The organism is Streptomyces sp. NPDC029169, assembly GCF_055563935.1.
The window spans coordinates 281,453-301,749 of record NZ_JBVHXA010000001.1; the positions used below are offsets into that span (position 1 = coordinate 281,453).

The 20,297-nt window shown below is 72.2% G+C and carries 16 protein-coding genes; 3 read left to right on the forward strand and 13 right to left on the reverse strand.

Annotated features, from left to right (window positions below; genetic code table 11):
• Positions 1-2: 2 nt before the first annotated feature.
• From ACZ4VI_RS01145 to ACZ4VI_RS01175, 7 genes are read right to left on the reverse strand one after another with little or no spacing between them, the layout of a single operon-like run.
• Positions 3-1,361: a hypothetical protein gene (locus ACZ4VI_RS01145; protein WP_467995475.1), complete on the reverse strand. Its 1,359-nt coding sequence runs from the start codon at positions 1,359-1,361 to the stop codon at positions 3-5.
• The gene (locus ACZ4VI_RS01150; protein ID WP_467995477.1) at positions 1,348-2,313 is read right to left on the reverse strand and encodes an ornithine cyclodeaminase family protein; all 966 of its coding nucleotides are present in this window, start codon (positions 2,311-2,313) and stop codon (positions 1,348-1,350) included. The genes ACZ4VI_RS01145 and ACZ4VI_RS01150 overlap by 14 nt, the downstream gene beginning before the upstream one ends.
• Positions 2,310-3,206, reverse strand: coding sequence for an HpcH/HpaI aldolase/citrate lyase family protein (locus ACZ4VI_RS01155; protein ID WP_467995479.1), 897 nt, complete (start codon positions 3,204-3,206; stop codon positions 2,310-2,312). The genes ACZ4VI_RS01150 and ACZ4VI_RS01155 overlap by 4 nt, the downstream gene beginning before the upstream one ends.
• Complete coding sequence (locus tag ACZ4VI_RS01160; protein WP_467995480.1) at positions 3,203-4,456, reverse strand: 8-amino-7-oxononanoate synthase family protein; 1,254 nt, start codon at positions 4,454-4,456, stop codon at positions 3,203-3,205. The genes ACZ4VI_RS01155 and ACZ4VI_RS01160 overlap by 4 nt, the downstream gene beginning before the upstream one ends.
• The gene (locus tag ACZ4VI_RS01165) at positions 4,456-5,322 is read right to left on the reverse strand and encodes a cupin-like domain-containing protein (protein WP_467995482.1); all 867 of its coding nucleotides are present in this window, start codon (positions 5,320-5,322) and stop codon (positions 4,456-4,458) included. Before ACZ4VI_RS01165 ends, ACZ4VI_RS01160 begins: the two co-directional genes overlap by 1 nt.
• 40 nt (positions 5,323-5,362) lie before the next feature.
• On the reverse strand, positions 5,363-6,376 hold the full coding sequence (gene dmpG, locus ACZ4VI_RS01170) for a 4-hydroxy-2-oxovalerate aldolase (protein WP_467995484.1): 1,014 nt from the start codon (positions 6,374-6,376) through the stop codon (positions 5,363-5,365).
• Positions 6,373-7,302 carry an acetaldehyde dehydrogenase (acetylating) gene (locus ACZ4VI_RS01175; protein ID WP_467995485.1) on the reverse strand — a complete coding sequence of 310 codons (930 nt, stop codon included), beginning with the start codon at positions 7,300-7,302 and terminating at the stop codon, positions 6,373-6,375. Before ACZ4VI_RS01175 ends, dmpG begins: the two co-directional genes overlap by 4 nt.
• 671 nt (positions 7,303-7,973) lie before the next feature.
• Here ACZ4VI_RS01175 and ACZ4VI_RS01180 point away from each other — a divergent pair.
• Both ACZ4VI_RS01180 and ACZ4VI_RS01185 read left to right on the forward strand, forming a co-directional pair.
• A complete protein-coding gene (locus ACZ4VI_RS01180) occupies positions 7,974-9,254 on the forward strand; it encodes an MFS transporter (RefSeq protein WP_467995487.1) in 1,281 nt (426 codons plus the stop codon).
• Positions 9,255-9,335: 81 nt separating this feature from the next.
• Positions 9,336-10,724, forward strand: coding sequence for a hypothetical protein (locus tag ACZ4VI_RS01185; RefSeq protein ID WP_467995488.1), 1,389 nt, complete (start codon positions 9,336-9,338; stop codon positions 10,722-10,724).
• 8 nt (positions 10,725-10,732) lie between these two features.
• On the opposite strand, the gene ACZ4VI_RS01190 is transcribed toward ACZ4VI_RS01185, so the two are convergent.
• The 6 genes from ACZ4VI_RS01190 to ACZ4VI_RS01215 form a co-directional block, all read right to left on the reverse strand.
• Positions 10,733-12,406 carry a hypothetical protein gene (locus ACZ4VI_RS01190; RefSeq protein ID WP_467995490.1) on the reverse strand — a complete coding sequence of 558 codons (1,674 nt, stop codon included), beginning with the start codon at positions 12,404-12,406 and terminating at the stop codon, positions 10,733-10,735.
• Positions 12,407-12,432: 26 nt separating this feature from the next.
• Positions 12,433-14,067, reverse strand: a complete 1,635-nt coding sequence (locus ACZ4VI_RS01195) for a serine/threonine-protein kinase (protein ID WP_467995491.1) — start codon at positions 14,065-14,067, stop codon at positions 12,433-12,435.
• Positions 14,064-15,830, reverse strand: a complete 1,767-nt coding sequence (locus tag ACZ4VI_RS01200; protein ID WP_467995492.1) for an FHA domain-containing protein — start codon at positions 15,828-15,830, stop codon at positions 14,064-14,066. Before ACZ4VI_RS01200 ends, ACZ4VI_RS01195 begins: the two co-directional genes overlap by 4 nt.
• A gap of 17 nt (positions 15,831-15,847) precedes the next feature.
• Complete coding sequence (locus ACZ4VI_RS01205; RefSeq protein ID WP_467995493.1) at positions 15,848-17,503, reverse strand: hypothetical protein; 1,656 nt, start codon at positions 17,501-17,503, stop codon at positions 15,848-15,850.
• A 185-nt stretch (positions 17,504-17,688) separates the two neighbouring features.
• Positions 17,689-18,897 carry a PucR-like N-terminal domain-containing protein gene (locus tag ACZ4VI_RS01210; RefSeq protein ID WP_467995495.1) on the reverse strand — a complete coding sequence of 403 codons (1,209 nt, stop codon included), beginning with the start codon at positions 18,895-18,897 and terminating at the stop codon, positions 17,689-17,691.
• Entirely contained in the window at positions 18,894-19,046 is a 153-nt protein-coding gene (locus ACZ4VI_RS01215) for a hypothetical protein (RefSeq protein WP_467995497.1), read from the reverse strand. The genes ACZ4VI_RS01210 and ACZ4VI_RS01215 overlap by 4 nt, the downstream gene beginning before the upstream one ends.
• A 184-nt stretch (positions 19,047-19,230) precedes the next feature.
• On the opposite strand from ACZ4VI_RS01215, the gene pgfA reads away from it, so the two are divergent.
• Positions 19,231-20,214 (forward strand): cell envelope lipid trafficking protein PgfA, encoded by a 984-nt coding sequence (pgfA, locus tag ACZ4VI_RS01220; RefSeq protein WP_467995499.1) that lies wholly within the window; start codon positions 19,231-19,233, stop codon positions 20,212-20,214.
• Positions 20,215-20,297: the final 83 nt, after the last annotated feature.

Genomic DNA, 20,297 nt, shown 5'->3' on the forward strand with positions numbered 1-20,297 from the left:
TCTCAGATCGCCACCATCACGTTGTCGGAGCTGCTCGTTCCTGCCCGGACGCTGACGATGCCGGCGGAACCGTCGCCGTAGAACCGGCAGAACAGCCCGGCCGGGCGCCCGCCGAACACCAGGGGGCCGAGGACCGGGGCGACTTCGACGTCGTGCGGCTCGTCGGAGCCGTCGGCGATCAGCGCGACCCGGCAGGTCTGCGGCCGCACGAATTCCTGCACCACGCTGGTGCCGCCGTCGACCGCGTCGCGGACGGCGGACTCCCACCCGGCCTGGTCGACCTCACGGCCGATGACCACCTGTTTCCCGCTCTCCCCGAGGCCGGCCTTGAGCACGAGCAGGTCACGGTTCCCCAGCACGAACGGGAGCAGGTCGACCTGCTGCCCTTCGCGGTCGGTCTTGCGCTCCGAGAGGACCCGCGTCCACGGCAGGTACCGCTCGACGAGCCTGCGGTCGCCCTCGGTCATCCAGGGCCGCCCCTCCGACAGGAGACCCATGGTGACCTTGCTGTGCAGGAAGGTCGATGTCTGGGTGCCGACAAGCAGGCAGCCGTTGTCCAGGGCGTCCTGGACCGGCGCGGTGTCGAGGCCCGCCTCGAGCCAGTCCGGAATGGTGAAGTTCCGCAGTCCGACCGGATGACGCAGATGCGGGGCGCAGTCCCACGCCTCGGGCAGCTCCTCCGGCTCGAAGAAGCGTGCGGTCAGGCCGTGGTGGTTGTAGTAGTCGGCCTCCATCTCGAAGTACCGCCGCTCCACGCCGGTCACCCGGGCACTGCCGACGACGGCCACCCGCGGGGCAAGGGCCAGCTCCGCGCTGAGCGACCGGAACATCTCGGCGCGTACGGCGAACGGGCTCGGAGAGCGGAACGGGGTCCGGCCCTCCTCGTCGGCGTGGAGCCTGCGCCACACCGACAGACGGCTCTGCGTCTCCACCACGCCACCGAGCGCGCCGCTGACGTTGAACTCCAGGAACTGCGGCCCGTTCGGCCCGATGACCAGATCCGGTCGGACCACACAGTCGGCGTACCGCTCCTCGATGAACGGGTCGCGCACCCACAGCCGGTCCTCGGTGGCGGGCATGGCGTAGGCCGCCAGCCTGTCGGCGGTGGTGGGTCCGGTCTCCAGGGCGGTACGGCGCAACAGCTCGGTCAGGGCGACGCTCGCCCGGAAGATCTCGGCGTAGGCCGCGCGCGGGATCGCCATCGGTGTCGCGGGAAGGAGCCGCTGGTACGGCCAGCCGGTGTCCCGGAGTTCGTGCCGCAGCATCTGCCGGATCGTGTCCGCCGGCGCGGCGGGCCGCAGCCGGTGACTCCCGAACCACGGGTGCCCGTTTCCCGTACCGAGGTCCTCATACGTGTCCATCCGACACTCCCTCCCACAGTGCCACCGCGGCGGCGGTGTCCTCGATGGCCATCCCGACCGTGCGCAGGACCGAGGTCCGGCCCGCGACGCCGACCTCCCCGGTCACCAGCCCGCCCAGCTCGTACAGGTCCTCGGCCTTGATCAGGCCGCCGGCGAGCGCGGCCCGGATCTCACCCGCGCCGTCCAGCGCCGCAGCCCGGTCCTCGACGATGGTCACGGCATCGGTCAGCAGGGCCGGGTCGAGCTCGACGGCGTCCGGGTGGGTTCCCCCGATCACGTTCACATGCGCCCCGGAGGCCACCCAGTCCGCCTCCACCACGGGAGTGCTGTCGTCGGTCGAGGTGGCCGTGCAGAGGAGCGGCGCGTCGGTGACGGCGTCCCGGGCCGTGTCGCAGACCGTCACGCGGACGGGGTGGGGTGCGGTGTCCCGGATCCAGTCGGCGAGCTTCTCGGCGGCGGCACGCGTACGCGAGTGGATCCGGACGGTGCGGATCGGGCGGACCGCCGTCACCGCCCGGATCAGGGCACGCGCCTGCACGCCCGCGCCGATCACCGCCATGTCGTCGGTGTCGTCGGGGGTGCACCAGCGGGTCGCCAGAGCGGCGACCGCGCCGGTGCGGACGGCGGTGAGCTCGGCGCCGTCGAGCAGGGCGGTGATCCGCCCCGTCTCCAGGTCGGTGAGCGCGACGATGCCGTGGATCAGCGGCAGCCCGCGTGCCGGGTTGTCGGGGGTGAGCGTGGTGACCTTGACGCTGCCCACCCCGCGCTGTTCCCAGACGGCGGGGCTGACCAGGAGCACGCGCTGGTCGCCGTGCTCGACGACGGTGCGGGCCGGGGAGCGGGTGCGGCCGGCGGCCAGGTCCGCGAACATCTCGCCGAGCACGTCGATCACGCGGGTCATCCGCCGGGTACCGGACATGTCGGCGGCGTGGACCATCACCGGCGCGGTCATGCGGTTCCACCGTCGCTGCCGAACCGACTGGTCCCGCCGTCGCTGCCGAACCTGCTCGTCCAGGCGTCCTCGCGCGCCACCGTGGTGCGGGCCAGCCGGGCGAACGGCGGGCCGACCATGTTGCCGTCCAGGACGGCGATCCCGCCGTCGGCCGCCGTGACGGCCTCCGTCACCCGGCGCGCCAGTCCCAGCTCATCGGGCCGGGGCCGCAGGATGCGGTTGATCACGTCGAGTTCGCCCGGGTGCACCGTCGCCTTGCCGTGGAAGCCGAGTGCCCGCACCCGGGTGGTCTCCTCGGCGAGGACCGCCGGCTCGGCGAGCCGGAAGTTGGCCGTGTCGATGCACGCCGTGCCGTACCGGGCGCAGGCCATCGCCATCGCCTGCCGGGCGGCCTGCATGGCCTCCCAGCTGATCTCGACCCCGAGCGTGGCGGCCAGATCGGCCGAGCCGAGCACCAGGCCGTCGGCGGAGCGCGCGAGGGCGTCGATGCCGGTGACCGCCTCGACCGTCTCCACGGTCACGTAGATCTCCGGATGCGCGCCCGCCGACGCCAGGATCCGGCGCAGCAGGTCGACCTCGGCCGCCGTCGTCACCATCGTCATCATGACGATGCCGGGCTTCACCGGACTGTCGGTCAGCATCAGCACGTCGTGCACCGCCGCGAGGCTGCCGAGCTCGTTCATGCGCACGGCGACGTTCGCCGGCCGCGCCGATTTCTCCAGCGCGGCCCGGCAGACCGTGCGGGCGGCCGGCTTGTCGGCGGGCGGTACGGAGTCCTCGAGATCGATCAGGTGGACGTCGGCGTCGTACGACCAGGCCTTCACCACCCGCTCCAGGGACAGGGCGGGGGTGTACAGGATGCTGCGCGGGATCGCCCGTACCACGCCGGTCACCGGGCCGCCGACTCGGGCGGCGCGGCCGCTGTGCGGGCCCCGGCCTGGACCAGCGCGGAGCAGAGCCGCTTGATCTGCTCCTCGGTCTGGCCGGCTCGCAGCATCACGCGCAGTCCGGCGGTGCCGCGGGAGACGATCGGGAAGAACACCGGCGAGGTGTAGAACCCGGCCGCGAAGACCTGCTGGGCGGCGTCGACGACCGTCTCGTCGGTCATCGGCACCACCCGGATCGGGTACGTGCTGCCGGACTGCTCGGTCGTGACCAGCGAGTCGAACAGCGCGATGTTGGAACGCAGCCGCCCCTGCAGCCGGGTGAGTTCCTCGGTGCGATGGATCTCGGCCGAGGCGAGCGCCGCGCCGACCGCGGCGGCGTTCATCTTCTGCGAGTAGCCCAGCGGGCCCGCGAACCGTTCGATGAGCCGCCGCGTCTCCTCGGGGTATCCGTCGAGCAGGATCGCCGTGCCGCCGGCCCCGAATCCCTTGCTCAGGGTCGCCACGGTGATGGTCCGCTCGTCAAGGACCGGGGAGTGCGAGCGTACGTAGCCGATGCCGCGGTCACCGTACGCGGACAGCGAGTGCGAGTCGTCGTAGAAGACCAGGAGGTTGTACTTCTCCTGCAGTTCGGCCAGTTCGTCGACGGGCGCGTAGCCGCCGAGACTGTCCGAGCCGTCCACCACGTAGCAGACGCGTTCGTAGGTGCGGCACATGTCCTTGAGGAAGTCGAGGTCGTGGTGGCGGCAGGTCACGACCTCGGTCTCGTCGGCGCAGCTCGGCTTGGCGTTGGCCATCGAGACATGGGCGTTCTTGTCGAAGACCATCAGCGGCCGGGTGCCGTTGCCGAGGTGCCCCGACGAGATCAGCGGAAGCAGGCCGGTGCTGGCCGCCGCGGTGGATATCGCGCTGATCACCATCGCGTCGAACAGCTCGCCCAGTGACTCCTCCAGCTCGAGGAGTACCGGTGTCTGGACGCGGGTGCGCGGGATGCAGTGGTCGAGCACGCCGAAGCGGCGCAGTGAGGCGACCGCGCCGTCGATGACCTGGGGGTGGGTGTCCAGGTCCAGGTAGGAGCAGACCGTGAAGTTGACGAACTCGTGCCCGTCGGGCATGTGGAACACGCCGTCCTCGAGGTCGCCGACGATGCCGGCGACCCCGTGCTCGTAGGACATGTTCCAGAAGGTGTTCCCGATCCCGACAAGCCGGTCGTTGTTGCGGTACCGGTGGGTGGGAGTGATGGTCTTGCGCTCGCTCATCAGGAGTTCACCTCGGTGGGCTGGTAGCTGTAGACGCCCTTGAATCTCCGGTAGGCGTACGTGTACAGGGCGACGCCGAGCACGTGCGGCCGGTGGAGGATCTTCTTGGACTTGAGCCAGAAGTTGACGTTGATGTTCATCTCGTCCAGCGACTCGGCCTGGTGCCACCAGCCGAGCGGCAGGTAGAGCATGTGACCCGGTTCGAGGACGAAGTCACGGCGCTGGGCGAGCTTGGCCGCCAGCCTCGGGTAGCGCTTCAGGTCGACGTCGTCGAGGTCGACCACCTGGGACTTGTCCCCGAAGCCGCGCCATACCGACCTCGGGTAGTAGTCCCGCACACCGGGTGGGGCGATGATGAACCGCTTGCGGCCCTCGAGCGCGATGTTGAAGTTCTCGAACTCGTCGAAGTGGTTCTTGGTGAACACGCCGCGGTGGCTGATCCACAGGTTGGCCGCGTACAGGGAGTCGCCGTAGCCGAAGAACTCCTCGGCGTCGAAGCCGATGACGGCGTTCACGTCGGAGGGACTACTGCGGATGTTCGACACCACCCGGTGCCAGGTGTCCGCGCTGGTCAGGTGCCGCTCGTCGGCGAAGAACTCGCGGAGCTTGATGTCCCGTGTCTCCCAGCGCCCGGGGTGGTTCTTGTCGCCCGGCTCGGTGAACAGGGTGACGGTCATCTCGGCCAGGCGCGCCGCCACTTCGTCCCGGCCGAGTCCCCGCACGCTGCTCGGCAGCTCGATCACCACGGGTACGTCGGCCTTGTACAGCCCCTTGGGGCCGACGGCCATGAATGCGTCGAACGACATGCGGGTGACCTCCACACCCGCCGACCCGTTCGACTCGGGCACAGCTTCGGGAACTGCCATGTCGTCTGTCCTCCTTTCTCCAAAGCCGGGTGACAATTCGTCAGCCATCGGTCCGGCGGTCGCTGAGCTCCGCCACCACGTCCACGATCAGGTCCTCCTGGCCGGCGATGGCCTGCCGCCGCCCGAGTTCGAAGAAGACGTCGCGCGGGTCCACACCGGCGGCCGCGGAGAGTTCGACGACCCGGTGCTTGAATCCGGAGAACACTCCCGCCAGGCCGCTGACGATGCTCATCGAGGCGGTCACCGGTGGTGCGGGCATGAGTTCGCGCTCGGCGAGGTCGGCGGCGTCGAGGAGCGCGTACAGGTCGATGCCGGTGGCGAACCCGCTCCGCTCGAGCACCGGGACGAGTACCTCGAGCTGGGTGTTGCCCGCTCCGGCGCCGAAGCCCCGGGCGCAGCCGTCGATGATCAGGGCGCCGGCGTCGGCCGCGGCCACCGAGTTGGCCACGGCCATACCGAGGTTGTTGTGCCCGTGGAAGATCACCGGGGTGGCGTCGACCGCCTCGGCGATCGCGCTGATCCGCGCGGTGACGTCCGGAGGGAGGAAGTGGCCCGCGGAGTCCATGATCCCCACGGCCTGCGCCCCGTATCCGACGGCCTGCGCGGCCTGCTCGGCCAGCTCGTCCGGGGAGGCCATGTGACTCATCATCAGTACGCAGTGCGCCTCGGCGCCGGCGTCTCGCAGGAAGCCCAGGTGGCGCTCGGCCAGTGACGTCTCGGTGGCGTGTACGCCGATCCGGAAGACGTCGACCCCGTGGGCGATCGCCCGCCGGAGGTCGTCGGAGGTGCCCCAGCCGGGCAGCATGAAGGTACCCATCCGGCTGTGGCGCAGCGCCTCCCGGACGGTCGACAGCATCTCGTCGTCGCTCGCCGCGGCCGTCCCGACCTGGAGCGAGGAGGCGCCCAGACCGTTGCCGTGGCCGACTTCCACCACGGGTATGCGCGCCGCGTCCGCCGCTTCCGCGTAACGGCGCAGTGCGGTCAGCCCGAGCTGGTGCCGTACCGCGTGCTGGCCGTCGCGCAAGGTCGGGTCGTGGAGCACCACGTGCTTCATGAGGTCACCCCTGTCCGGGACGCCCGGTCCGGCCGGGCCGCGTACTGCTCGGCGACCATGACGGCGGCGGAGTTGATGATGTCGAGGTTTCCGGCGTACGGCGGCAGGACGTCGCTGTGCGCCATGACCTGGAGGGTGATCGTCACCAGGTCGTCGACCGCGGTGCAGGCGGTGACCTCGTACCCGGGAGCGAAGGACCGCACCTGCTCGGCCACCCGGTCGACCACCGCGCGCACCGCCGCCGCGTCGGCGCCGGCCATGCGGGCGTGGATGGCGGTCCGGAAGGTCGCCGGCGGCACCGCCGGACTGATGTTGAGGATCGCCTTGACGTCGGTCACGCCGGAGAACGTCGTCACGGCGTGACCGGTGGTCGCCACGTACTCGTCGAGGTTCAGCCGGGTCGCGCGGCCCGCGACGTCACTGGCCACGGTCGAGACGACCTCGAAGTACGTCACCGGGAAGCGGGCCGCGAGCGCGTGCACGACCGGGACGGACGCCTGACCGCCGCAGCTGATCAGGTTGACGTTGCGTCCGGTCGCCGCCGACACCCCGGTCACCGTGGGCGCCACCATCTGCCCGACCTTGCTGGGCGTCAGGTCGATCACCAGCGTCCCGAGCGGCTCGAGCAGCGGCCAGTGATCCCGGTGGGACGCGGCGCTGGTGGCGTCGAAGACGACGTCGAACGGGCGCGCGGCCGCCAGTACGGCCTCGATGCCGGCGGCGGTGGTGGCATAGCCGAGGCTCTCGGCGTACCGCAGGCCCGCCGACTCCGGATTGCGTCCGGCCACCAGTCGGCAGTCCAGCGCGGGTGACCGGTCGATCTTGCTGACCAGATCCCGGCCGATCGCCCCGGTGCCGATGACGGCGACCGTCACCGGTTCGACGACGTCCGGACGGGCGCTCGCCAGGCCCGCCGCGGGACTCAACGTATGCCTCCGCGGAACCGGAGGTGGCGGGTCAGCGGATGACGTGAGAGCCAACGGCGGGCGCCGGTCGTATGTCTCGCCGCATCCTGTGCGCAGCTTCCCATGAACGTTGTCCTCACCCTTCGATGTGCGCGCGGCTGCCTTGTGGGCAGCCCTGACTGCAGGCACTCAGGTGCCTCACCGGGATGTCCGTCCGCTCCAGACGATGCGGGAGGAAGCCGACGCGTGGTCGCGCGACCGGAGGACGAAGAAACCAAGACCACTCGGCCACGTGTCGTCGGGCCGAAACCATCGGCCCCGAGCACGAACCGGGGGTCCTGGCGCAGTGTGTGAAAGCCCCGTCGACGGCATGCCCTCCCATGCACGCGCCTGTCGCTGACGGCCGGTTTTCGGCGCCAGCGGCGGCGAACATATCAGAAGACTCGGGGACGCAACCCCCCTCAGTCATATGGAACTTGATCTTCCTCGGAGGCCGCTCGGGCGACAGGTGCACTGTCTGCCGACGGACCTGATCTTTCCCTCGACGCCGCCGCGGACGCCGACTATTCTCGGCAACCCCGTGCACCTGACCGTACGGGCCTCGGCGAACGACGACGGGCTGATGCGGCGTCGGCGGCGGGGCGGCAAATCGAAGGGGGAGCAATGGACTGCCGGCTGCGCTGCGTGGTGTCATGAGCGCGTCGACGACAGAGAAGGCCGGTTCGCAACGGCCGCTTCTGGGACGCGACTTCTCCCGGCTGTGGTGGTCCGCCGCCGTGTCCTCGCTCGGTGACGGGGCCACGATCGCCGCCGCCCCCCTGCTGGCCACCCGGCTGACCGACGATCCCCGCCTGATCGGCGCGGCCTCGGTCGCCTTCACCGCGCCGTTCATCCTGTTCGGCATCCCGGCGGGGCTGCTGGTCGACCGCGTGGACATCCGGGCGATGATGGTGCGCGTCGACATCGCACGGGCCGTCCTGCTCGCGGTGCTCGCCGTCGGGATCCTCGGCGGCTGGGGCGGGTTGCCGCTGCTCTACGTGTGCATGTTCCTGCTCGGCGTCGGCGAGGTCCTCTGCCGCAACGCCGCCCAGGTGCTCGTCCCCTTCATCACCCCGCAGGCCGGGCTCGCCACCGCCAACGCCCGCATCATGGCCGCGCAGGAGGCCGGCACCGGCTTCGTCGGCCCGCTCCTCGGCGCGCTGATGTTCGGTGTGGCGATGGCCCTGCCCTTCGGCGTGGACGCGGCCACCTTCCTGTGCTCCGCCGTCCTGGTCAGCCGCATCCGCCGCACCCGGCCGGTCGAGCGCGGACCGGACAGGGCCGGCGGCGTGCTGTCGGAGATGCTGGCCGGCGCCAAGTGGCTGTTCTCGCATCGCCTGTTGCGCAGCCTCGCCCTGGTGTCCTGTCTGATCAACCTCGCCGGGAACGCGATGCTCGCCGTGCTCGTGGTGCACAGCGGGAAGGTGCTCGGCCTGGGCCCGTTCGGGTACGGCGTCCTGCTCGCCTGCCAGGCCCTCGGAGCCGTCCTGGCCTCACGATTCGCCCCCGCCCTGACGGAACGCCTCGGCCGGGAAGGGGCGCTGGTCGCCACCGCCGTCCTGATCGCCACGAGCGAGACGGTGCTGGCCGCCGTGCCGTCGGTGTACGCGGCCGGCGCGGCCCTCGCGATCTTCGCGTGCGGGACGGTGACGTGGAACGTCGTCGTGGTCGTCCTGCGGCAGACCCTGGTGCCGCAACACCTGCTCGGGCGGGCGAACAGCGTGTACCGGCTCGTCGCCTGGGGCGGACTGCCCCTCGGTGCGGCGGCCGGCGGCATCGTCGCCGCCGAGGTCGGCACCCGCGCCGTGTTCGGCGCCGGCGCCGTCGTCATGGCGGTCGTCGCGGTGGCGCTCCTCGTGGGCGCCCGCCACCAGTGGATCACCCGCGCCGAGCAGAGCGCCGAACAGACTCCGCGACCGGCGGACACGGACTGAGCGGGGCGACCGGCCGGCGCGGCGCCGCGGTGCGCCGGACCGCCGTACCTGACACACGGTCCGCTCCGGAAAGGACATGCGATGACGACCACGAGCCTGCCCGAGCCCCCCAGATCGCGCCTGGGCCACGCGTACGGGGAGCAGCTCGCGCGGCATACGCCGACGGGCCACCCCACGGCCGCCGCCCGGGAGTCGGCCACACTCACGCTCGCGTACCAGGACCGGTTCCTGAACAGCCCCGCCTTCCTCAGCGAGACCGAGCGCCGCACGGTCGTCGCAGACCTCCACACCGTCTATGAGCTGCTGCGCTCGCTGCCGGAGCGGGTGTTCGGCGGAAGCATCACCGCACTGGCCACGGCAGTCGGCATGGATCCCCTGCAATCCGCGCTGATCACGCGGAGCGCCCGGACCGGATCACTCCTCCCGCTGGGGCGGGCCGACCTCTATCACGACGGTACGGGGTTCAGGCTTCTCGAATTCAATATCACCAGCGCGCTCGGCGGTTTCGAGAACGCGGACATCAACCGGGCGATGCTGGCGTACCCACCGCTCGAGGAGTTCGTACGACGGCACAAGCTCCGCTACCGGGACACGCTGGGCCGCATGGTGCGGACCATGTACGCCGAGTGCGCCGCGGCCATCCCCACCGACCGGGCACCCGTCGTCGCCGTGGTGGACACGGCGGAGAACTTCGCCGTCGTGGGACCCCGGCTGCGGGTGTTCGCCGCGAAGCTGGCCGACCACGGAGTCGAGGGGATCGCGTGCGACCTCGGCGAGCTCACGTACCCGAACGGCCGCCCGACGGTCTCGGGCCGGGCCGTCGACGTCGTCTTCCGGTACTTCCTGCCCGAGGACCTCACCGACCCCGCCTCGGCGGCCCTGCTGGAGCCGCTGCTGGCCGCGGTCGAGCAGGGCAGGGTGGGCCTGTTCAGCCGGCTGGACGCCGAACTGTACGGCAACAAGGGCACCCTGGCGATGCTCTCCGACGAGCGGCACCGTGACCTGTTCGACGCCGCCGAACTGGCCTGCATCGACCGGCTCCTGCCATGGACGCGGTACGTGCGCCCACGCGCCACGGACCCTGGCGGGACCCAGGTCGACCTGCTCGCCCACGCGCTGGCCCACCAGCACGAGCTGATCCTCAAGCCGACGCTGCTGCACGGGGGCAATGGAATCATCGCCGGCTGGAAGGTGGACGCGGCGGAGTGGGAGGACAGGGTCACCGCGGCGATGAACGGCCCGTTCGTGCTCCAGCACCGTGTACGTCCGGCCGCCGAGCCGTTTCCCGACGGTGCCGGCGGCCTGCGGGAGCTCTTCCTCAACTGGGGCATCTACGTGGGCGCACGCAGTGCCGACGACGACGGGTACGCCGGAGGCTTCGTACGAGGCAGCACGGATCCGGCCGTGGGGGTGGTCAGCATGGGCGGTGGTGCCACGGTCGGGTGCGTCTTCCACGGCGGTGACTGCTGATGAGCGCCTCAAGTGCAGGAGTAGCTGAAGGTGCTCTCGGCCTCGATCGGTGCGCTTGCGGGGCGTAGGACCTGGAGGCGGGCGGTTCCCCGGAACACGCCGGGGCCGCGGACTGTCCAGCGGAGATGGACGGTGACCGTGCGGTCGCCGCGGCGGGCCGTCTGGGTCAGCTCGCCGGACGCCTGGCCATCGCTACGCAGCCAGCGGTACGTGATGGGCCCGCCACGACCGTCGGTGGTCATGACTCCGACCAGGTCGGCCGTGTCGCCGCAGCTCAACCGCTGTGTGGGCGCCTTGACTTCGGCCGCCGTGACGGCCGGGCCGGGCGTCGGGCGCAACAGCAGCCACAGCCCGACGGCGACCGCCGCCATCACCGCGCCCACCCCGAGCCAGCCGGCTCGCCGTCGGCGCCGGCGCGTGGGGGCGGGCGCAGCGGCCGGCCACAGGGCACGCAGCCTTTCCTGCTCCCCGAGGGGAACGCCGGGCCCGAAGCGCAACAGGATCTCGCGGTCACCGTCCCCGGCGGTCGCCGGGGACGGTGACGAGCCGGGACCGCGATTCCTCTTGCCGAGCACGGTCGCCAGCTCGCCGGAGCCGGTGGCAGGCTGCGAGGCCCGACCACGCCGACCGAGAACGGTGGCCTCGGCGTCGGTCACCTCGACATCGGTCACCTCGACGCTGGTCGTGTCGGGGCTGGTCGTGTCGGGGCAGGCCTCTTCGGTGCCGGCCATCCCGGTGCCGGTCGACTCGGCGCCGGTCGGCCCGGTGCCAGCCGTCCCGGTGCCCGCCACCCCGGTGCCGACCGACTCGGTGCCGACCGACCCGGTCCCGGCCGTACCGGTGCCGACCGACCCGGTGCCGACCGACCCACCGTCCCTCCCCTGCCGTCCGGTTGCGTCGCGGGGCGGCGTGTCGCGGGGGCCGGGCGGCGGCTGGGTGAGGTCGGTCAAGGCGGCGGCTGCCGCCGCGCGCAAGGCGGTTCGGCGTAGGAAGTCTGGGGGGAGTGCCGCGCGTCCGGAGGTGAGGGTCGCGCGGGCCGCGGCGAGGTCGCCGGACTCGGCGGTGGCGGAGCAGCGGGCGAAGAGGTCGGCCGCCGGTGTGCCGGCCGTTGTCCACGCGTTGCCGAGCGTACGGGCGAGGGCCGCCCACGCGGTGATGTCGTCTTCGCGGGCCGACACGGTCGATGTGCCGGACAGTGCCGTGCTCAGCATCGCCTCGGCGAGCAGGGCCGTGCCGTCAGGGGCCAGTACGACACAGTCCGGGGTGAGCGATCCGTGGGCGAGTCCGGCCGCGTGCAGGGCGAGCAGGGTCTGGGCGGTCTCGTTGAGGATGCTCGCCGCGCTGCCCGCGTCCGCCGGTGCGGAGGCGGCGGTCAGGAGGTCGGCGACCGTCGGAGCCGGCGGGCGGGCGACGATCAGCCAGACATCTCCGGCCTCCCGCACCAGATCGACCGTACGCGGCACACCCGGCAGCCGGAGCTTCGCCACGGCGACCACGGCGGCCGCCAACCGCTCCCGTACGCCCTGGGGAGCGATCAGCGCGCGCTCGATCCGCAGCACGCCGAGCGGCAGTTCGTCGGCGGGGCCCGGCCCCAGGGCGTGCCAGGTGCCGAACCGCCCGTCGCGTGACCAGTCCGACAGGGCACGACCGGCGACCGCAAGCGGCGTCGCGGGTGTCGTCATCGTGTTCCGTTCTCCTCGGTGGTCGCTCAGCACGGCGGCGCGTCCGCGGAAGCCGTCTGGCGTCCGCTCGCGGACTGCGGGCTGCTGGTGACGGCGATGTTCCAGGTGCCCCTGCAGGGGTGGTTCGAGAAGTCGCCGGTGAAGGTCACGGAGTACTCCGTACTGCCCGACAGTCGACGGCTCTGCGAACCGTAGGGTTCCGCGGGTGTGTTGACGTAGAAGTCCGCGGTGAGCGTCAGCGGCCCGGTGCCGGTGGTGCGGACGGTCACGTCGGCGATCAGCGTGCTGTTCGGCCCCCGGCGCAAGGAGGCGATGTCGATCGTGATCGTGCCCGGTGTCGGCGGTGCGGGGGAGCTCGCCGTCGGGGACGGAGCGGTGGTCGAGGGTGCCGGTCCGGGCCCGCCGCCCGGGGCAGGGGTGGCGGTCACGGGCGGCGTCGTGCCCGTGGACGTGTCGGTCGGGGAGGCGCTCGGCGACGGGTCGGCCGAGGCGGTGGCGGTAGCGGTGCCGGATGGTGATCCGCTCGCCGTCGGCGTGGTCGCACCTGACGAAGGCGCGGTAGGCGAACCGGGGGCGAGCGTCCCGGACGGTACGGAACTGGCCGTCGTCGTCGTGGTGTCGGGGTCGGACGTACGTGCCGTCGCGAGCGTCAGCCCCCCGGCGACCGCCGCCAGTACGGCCACCCCGGCCGCCGCCTTCCAGATGTTGAGCTTGAGCCGTCCCAGTACGGTCAGCGCCGGCGTCACTTCGAGGACCGCCGTCGCCGTCGCGAACGGGAACAACAGGGCGAGCAGGGTGGCGAGTCGGGCGAGCCTGCGGCGCCCGCGCTCCTCCCAGCCCGCGCCGTACCCCTCGGTGGCGGCGCGTTCGAGTTCGGCGAGGAACGCGTCGATGCCGGGCCGGTCCGCCGGGTCCTTCGCCATGCCCTTGCGCAGCAGGTCGCGTACCGGCTCGGGGGCGTCGTCCACCGCGACGGGCGCCCGCAGGTGCTGGAGCCGCAGCGCCGTCACGTCGTCGCCGGCGAACGGCCGCCGGCCGGTCAGACACTCGAAGAACACGGCCGCGGCGGCGTACACGTCGCTCGCCGGACTCGCCGGTTCGCCGCGCCACTGCTCGGGCGCCATGTAGGCGGGCGTTCCGGCGGTCTCCGTCTCGCGGCCGGTACGTACGGCGATGCCGAAGTCGGCGAGCGCGCTCGTGCCGTCACCGCGGACCAGCACGTTCTCCGGCTTGTAGTCGCGGTGGACCACCCCGGCCGTATGAGCCGCGCCGAGCCCGAGCAGCGAGCCCTTGAGCAGGACCAGGGCCGCCTCCGGGCCGGTGGTCCCGTGGGCCCGCAGCAGTTCACGGAGGCTGACGCCGTCCACCGCCTCCATGACGATCGCGGCGCCCGCGCGCGCTTCCACGTACTCGTACAGCCGCACCACGCACGGGTGCCGCAGGTCGCCGAGCAGCCGCGCCTCGGCGCGGAAGCGGGCCAGGAACTCCTGGTCGGCGTGGAGCCGCTCGCTCAGGAACTTGATCGCCACGGGTACGCCCGTAGCCTCGTGCCGCGCCAGTACGACACGGCCCCCGGCACCCTCCCCGAGCTTGCGCACGGCGGCATAGCCGGGAACGGCCCAGTCGCCGCCGCTCCCCGGCGTGTCCTGTACGTCTCTCATGCCGCCCCCTCCACGGCCGCGCCGTCCACCAGGCGCGCCGGACGTCCGCCCGCCTGACGACGCCGCTTCACCACGCGTATCAGCCACCGGACCGGCGCCGCCCACACGGGGAACGCCACGAGACCGACGACCACGGCCACGATCACCGAATCCCAGGGCGGCGCTACCCGCCCCGTCAGCCACTCCCCCAGCCGGGAGTGCCAGGCCAGCAGGGCGAGCACCAGGAAGCCGTACGTTCCGATGATCACCGCGAGGCCGTACGCGGCCATGCCCGCCTGGCGCGGCCCGGGCCGACGGCCCGCCCGCAGGTCCTTCCACAGCCCCTTGCGGAAATACGCGCTGGCCTCCTCGCGCAGCCGTGGCACACGCAGCGCGTCGGTCAGCGCCTGATAGCCGTCGAGCGGCATCAGCGGATTGAAGTTGTACAGGGTGTTCAGATACAGCCCGAAGGCCAGGTGGAAGAGCACGGCCGAGACCGGTCCCACCGGCAGGTACGCGGCGCCCACGGCGCACCAGCCCGCCAGGGCCGCGGTGGAGACCGGTCCCGACAGCGCGACCACGATCCTCGACCAGCGGGAGCCGAACCACATGTCGCTCGTGTCCACGAACGCGAACGGCATCCCCATCATGAGCATGAAGCCACCGCGCCGGACCTTGCGACCGTACGACTTCACGGCCAGCGCGTGCGACATCTCGTGCACCACCAGGGCCGAGATGTATCCGGCGACGAGCGTGACCGGGCCCCAGACGCCTGCTCCGCCGAAGTCCAGCAGATTCTGCCGCCCCTGTGCCGTGAAGAAGGCGACGAGGCCGCCGACCACCGACAGCCAGAGGAGCGTCACCGCCGTGCGGGTGAAGAAGCGCCAGCCGAAGGCGTCGTAGAGGCGGGTCACGGCGCCGTCGAGGCCCGGTACGGACAGCTCCAGCTTGAGCAGGGCCCGGTACACCGCCCGCCAGAACCGCCGCAAGGCCGTCGTCTGTTGCTCGTCCTGCTGCCCTGGCAGACCGCGAAGGAGGCCGGCACCCGCGAACGCCGCGAGCGCGGCCTCGATCCGCGGCAGCGCGAGCTCGCCGAAGCGGTCGGCGTAGGCGAACAGCAGGTCCCGCACGGTGGTGTCGCCGTCGATGGCGTTCCACAGGAACACCTCGCGCTCGTCCAGCTGGAGGTACGCGCCGGTGCGCGTGTTGTTCAGCACCCAGTGCGGTCCCCCGCGGCCGCCGCCCGTGGGCACCTGCTTGAGCGCCCACCCGCTGCGGCGGCGCGGCCGCGCGGTGAGGGGGCCGGTCGCCTCCGGCACCTCCTCCTCGGGGACGGCGGCGGGCAGCTCGGTGAGCTGGGTGCCGACGACCATGGTGCGGGAGCCGATCCGCGCGTCGCGCGGCTGCTCGAACACCATGCGGACGTCGCCGACGGACAGTTCGGCGCCGTCGGGGAGCCGTGCCGACCCGCCGTGCAGGTTCACGCCCGCGACGGCCGTGCCGTTGAACGAGTCCAGGTCCTCGATCCGGAAGCCCGACTCGTCACGGACGATCCGGGCATGACGGCGCGACACACTTTCGTCGGACAGGACGACGTCGTTGTCGGCGCCCCGGCCCAGGGTCGTGACCTGGCCGGTCAGCGGTACGAGCAGGGCGGGGTCGTCGACGCCGCGCAGCTGGGGCGCGGCGAACGACGTCGGCGCCGCGCCGCGGCGGAGCGTGCCGCAGCGCAGGCAGTACGGGAAGTCGCGCCGTACGTGGACGCGACAGGCGTGGCAGAGCATTCGGTCGGTCCGTCGCCTCAGGAACCGGGGAGGAACGAACCGCCGGACAGGCCGTCGGGGGCGGAATTGCCGGGGCCGGACTGGTGAAGGTGGCTGCCGATGCGGTCGATGCCGGGACGGAACACTCCGCCGCCCGCGCCGTCGGAGTCGGGGGCCGGGGTGTCCGCGTGGCCACCGCCCCGGCCGCCCCCTTCGCCGCCGTCGCCACCGCCGCTCCCGCCACCGTCGTCGCTCCCGCCGCCGGGGGCGTCGGGGCCGTGGCCGGGTCGTCGTTCGTTCTCCTGGCTGCCGCCGGTGTTGCCACCACCGTCACGTCCGCCGCCGGTGTCCCCACCGCCGCCGCTGCTTCCGCCGCCGGTGTCACTGCCGCCGCCGTCGCCACCACCGCTGCCACCGCTGCCACCGGAGTCACCACCGCCGGAACCACCGGAACCGCCGCCGCTGTTGCCGCCGCCCTGGCCACCGCTGTCGCCGCCCTGGCCACCGCCGCTGCCACCGCTGCCACCGGAGTCACCACCGCCGGAACCACCGGAACCGCCACTACCGCCGCCGCTGTTACCGCCGTTCTGGCCGCCGCCTTGGCCGGTCTGACCGCCGCCCTGGCTGCCTCCGCTGCCGCTGTCGCCGCCCTGGCCGCCTCCGCCACTGCCGCCGTGGCCGGGTCGTCGTTCGTTCTCCTGGCTGCCGCCGCTGTTGCCACCGGAGTCGCCGCCGCTGCCACCGCTGCTGCCACCGCCGGAGTCGCCGCCTTCGCCGCGCTCGTACACGCCGCCGGGCCTGAAGCCGCCGGCACCGCCCTCGTCACAGCCGAAGCCGTCGCCGGGCCCACCGTCGAAGCCACCGCCGGGGCCGCCGATACCGCCGAAGCCGTCGCCGCCACCACCGTGGCCACCAAAGCCGTCGCCGAAGCCGCCTCCGAGCCCGCCTTCGCCGCCCCCTCCGAAGCCGCCACCGGGACCGCCGCCGTGACCGTCGCCGAAGCCGCCTTCACCGCCCCCTCCGAGGCCGCCGCCGGGGCCGCCGATACCGCCGAAGCCGTCGCCGCCACCACCGTGGCCACCGAACCCGTCCCCGAACCCGCCGCCGAACCCGCCGCCGGAACCGAGGTCGCCGCCGCCGGGGCCTTCGCCGAATCCGCCCGGTCCGTCGACCCCCAGGCCGCCTGGGCCGAAGTCGCCGAGCGACCCGCCGGCGTCCCCGAAGGAACCGAAGTCTCCGAAGCCGCCCGGGTTGCCGGAGTCACCGAGGTCGTCCAACAGGGCGCCCCCGTCGCCGAAGCCCGTGTTCGCCATCGAATCGCCGAGCATGCTCAGAAGGCTGCCCGTCTCCGCGTCGACGTCACCGGCCAGATCCCGGTAGTCGCCGCCCGGTTCGGCCGCGTCCACGTCCTGCGCCCCGGCATCGGCCGCAACCGGCTCGACGGACACGTCGTGGTGCGCCAGCGCGTTTGCCGCGTTACCGAAGAAGAGCGACGACTTGGACAGCCGCGCGTCGAGCGTGGACGGCCCGTCGGCCGTACTGGAGTCCACGCGGAGCCCACGCAGCTCGGTGACCTGCTCGGGCGTCAGGCCGAGTCTTCGTGACACCTCGTCGATGTCACCGTCGAGTTCCGCCGCGAAGGCGGGATCGACCGCCAGCCGGGTCATGGCATCGCGATAGGCGTTGTCGGTCATGTGCTCACACTCTCCGTCGGTCTGCGCACGCTGTTGATCCCGGCGGGAATGGAGGGTCCCCCTGATCGGTGGCATGGATGCCTTCCAGCCATCCCAACCGATGCCTGCACGATCCTTATAGGGGCTAATGCCCGACCTACGCAAGGCTTTCAGAGGTGCGCAGGCCCCCGTCGGCGTCGCCCGCGTCAGTCGGGGCCCGCGGGGAGTTCGCCACGTAGGCGTTGGGCGCGGAGGACGAGGAGCATCTCGAAGCGGCGGTCCGGGTCGTCGATGGCCTCACCCCACAGTTCGCGGATCTGGCGCAGCCGGTAGCGGGCCGTCTGGGGGTGTACGCCGAGCCGGTTCGCGACCTCCGGGGCGCCGCCGGAGGTCTCGATCCAGGCGAGCAACGTCGCGGCGAGGCGGCGGGCCTGGGCCGGGCCGACGTCCTGGAGCGGGGTCAGGCAGCGCGGGGCCGCGGCGTCTATCAGCTCCCTGGAGGGCAGCAGGACGAGTTCCTCCGTGCGATCGGTGCAGTGCTGCACCTCGCCCCGGGGCAGCAGGCCGTCCTCGATCAGCCGCACGGCGGTCTCCGCCCACCGCAGCGACGTCGCCGCGGCCGCGAGCGGCACCGAAGGACCGATCGCGCCGGACCAGCCCGTCGTGGCCCGGCGCACCAGGTCCGCGCGGCCCGCGGTGTCCGGCTCGGGGATGAGCATGCGGGGCTGCTCGCTCTCCATGTCGAGGAGGATGCCCTGGCCCACGGCGGGGGCGACGGCCTCCCTGGCCGGCCGGATCAGGACGCCGACGGCGATGGTGGCGGGCAGCTCCCAGCCGATGCGGGCGGCGCGTTCGCCGAGGCTGTGTGCGGGGTCGCCGCGCTGCCCGGACAGCAGGCGGTCGATCAACTGCCGTTGCAGCCGCAGGCGTTCGCTCGCCTGCCGGGCGGCCGCCTCCGCGTATCCGCGCACCGACTGCTCGACGAGTCCGTCCAGGTACTCGAAGCCGGATTCGGCGAGTTCGTACATGGCGGGTGCGGCGATGTCGACCTGCTGGCCGATCTCGGCGAACCGGCGCCAGGCGAGGCGCACCCCGAGCCGGTAGACGGCCTGGAGGGAGTCGAGGCTGCGCCCGTTCAGCCCCTCTCCCCTGCCGAACTCCTGGAAGACCTCGGGCGGCACCCTGGGGTCGGCCGCGCCGGACGCCAGGTGCTGGACGAATCCCTCGATGGCACGCCGGATGCCCACGAGCGCCATCGGCTCGCCGGACTCGTCGCCCACGAGCCGTAGTTCGGGGAAGTCGCACCGGATCTCCCGCAGGATCGCCTGGGCCAGCTCCGCCGCCTCGGCCAGGGCGATCGCGGCGAACCGCTCCACTTTCGGCTTGGGCACCTCACTCCAGGCAGGACGGCTCATCGGAGGGGCGGGGCCGTGTCGTAGGTGATCAAGGGGACGTTGGGCTGCTCCGGGGTGGCGTTCAGCAGTGCCACGATCCCGAAGGCGGTGCCCACGGCGAGTGCCGCGGCGATCACCGCGGTGGTCGATGCGGCGAGCAGTCTGCGCATTGTGTCGGGTCAGCTCCTCGTTGGAGACGATCCCACCCCGGCCGGCCCCCACCGGCCGGACGTCAGTCTTGGCAGGTCATTGACAATCCGTCAAGGGGCTCCCTACCGTCTTCAGCCACAAGGGCTCGACCGGCCCTGGGGTCCGTGCGTCTCCGTGCGAGTTTCTCGAAACAGGAGTGCCCGGATGCGTCGTACCGCTTCACCCATGTCCCTGATCCTGCTGGGAGCAGGGGTGTTTCTGCTGGTCCTCGCCCCGTTGTTGGTGGCGTACGTCCAGCCGTACGCCAAGCGCACCCCGGTCGACATCGACACGACGACCGTCTTCACCGGCACCGGCAGCTACTTCGACACCTCCCTGCTCAGGACGGTGAACGACCGGAAGATCACCATCACGCGCCAGGTCCGCGGCGACGTCGCGGACAGCGTGCGGAGCGGCAACGCGGTCTGGGACGTGTCCACCTCGGTCGACACCGATGCCACACTTCCGGCCGCCGACACCCGCGACTCCCTCCAGTGGACGCTCGAGCGCTGGGTGACCGACCGGCGGACCAATGAACCGGTGCACTGCTGCCGCGAGTCGCCGGCCTTCGACGGCGAGGCGTACCTGAAGTTCCCCTTCGACGTCGAGGAACGCGACTACCGCTGGTGGGACAGCACCCTCGGCGGTGTCGTACGACTCCGCTACGCGGGCCCGGGCACCGTGCAGGGCTACGAGGGGCTGCGCTTCACCGGCAGTGTCCCGCCCACCAGGACGGGTGTGCGGCAGGTGCCGGGGCGGCTGGTCGGCAGGCCGAAGACGCCCCAGGTGCTCGCCGAGGAGTGGTACGCCAACAGCCGGATCGAGCTGGTCGCGGACCGGCGCACCGGGCGCATCGTCTACGCGGCGATCGGACCGCGCAAGACGCTGCGCGCTCCGGGCGCGGGGAAGGACGCGATCGTGCTGCTGTCGAGCGACAAGATCGCCTTCACGGCCGCTACCCAGCGGCAGCAGGTGGAACTGGCCTCGGCGGACAGCAGGAAGCTGGAGCTGCTCGGCGGCACGGCGCCCCTCGGGGCGGGGGTGCTCGGTGCGGTGCTCGCACTGGTCGGCGTCGCTCTCGTCGTACGGGGGCGTCGGACCGAACCCGACCGCCCGGATGCTCACTTGATGACGAATCAACCCGCCTGAGCTCACCCGAAGTTGTCATACCGGTGAGTAGCCGCGGATCGAACACGTACCGAAGACTGGCTCTTCACCACCGAGCACGGCCC

Bases quoted from the DNA above. Each gene is read 5' to 3' on its own strand.
- ACZ4VI_RS01145 (WP_467995475.1), bottom strand. From the start codon at position 1,361: ATGGACACGTATGAGGACCTCGGTACGGGAAACGGGCACCCGTGGTTC.
- ACZ4VI_RS01150 (WP_467995477.1), bottom strand. From the start codon at position 2,313: ATGACCGCGCCGGTGATGGTCCACGCCGCCGACATGTCCGGTACCCGG.
- ACZ4VI_RS01160 (WP_467995480.1), bottom strand. From the start codon at position 4,456: ATGAGCGAGCGCAAGACCATCACTCCCACCCACCGGTACCGCAACAAC.
- ACZ4VI_RS01165 (WP_467995482.1), bottom strand. From the start codon at position 5,322: ATGGCAGTTCCCGAAGCTGTGCCCGAGTCGAACGGGTCGGCGGGTGTG.
- dmpG (WP_467995484.1), bottom strand. From the start codon at position 6,376: ATGAAGCACGTGGTGCTCCACGACCCGACCTTGCGCGACGGCCAGCAC.
- ACZ4VI_RS01180 (WP_467995487.1), top strand. From the start codon at position 7,974: ATGAGCGCGTCGACGACAGAGAAGGCCGGTTCGCAACGGCCGCTTCTG.
- ACZ4VI_RS01185 (WP_467995488.1), top strand. From the start codon at position 9,336: ATGACGACCACGAGCCTGCCCGAGCCCCCCAGATCGCGCCTGGGCCAC.
- ACZ4VI_RS01190 (WP_467995490.1), bottom strand. From the start codon at position 12,406: ATGACGACACCCGCGACGCCGCTTGCGGTCGCCGGTCGTGCCCTGTCG.
- ACZ4VI_RS01195 (WP_467995491.1), bottom strand. From the start codon at position 14,067: ATGAGAGACGTACAGGACACGCCGGGGAGCGGCGGCGACTGGGCCGTT.
- ACZ4VI_RS01200 (WP_467995492.1), bottom strand. From the start codon at position 15,830: ATGCTCTGCCACGCCTGTCGCGTCCACGTACGGCGCGACTTCCCGTAC.
- ACZ4VI_RS01205 (WP_467995493.1), bottom strand. From the start codon at position 17,503: ATGACCGACAACGCCTATCGCGATGCCATGACCCGGCTGGCGGTCGAT.
- ACZ4VI_RS01210 (WP_467995495.1), bottom strand. From the start codon at position 18,897: ATGAGCCGTCCTGCCTGGAGTGAGGTGCCCAAGCCGAAAGTGGAGCGG.
- ACZ4VI_RS01215 (WP_467995497.1), bottom strand. From the start codon at position 19,046: ATGCGCAGACTGCTCGCCGCATCGACCACCGCGGTGATCGCCGCGGCA.
- pgfA (WP_467995499.1), top strand. From the start codon at position 19,231: ATGCGTCGTACCGCTTCACCCATGTCCCTGATCCTGCTGGGAGCAGGG.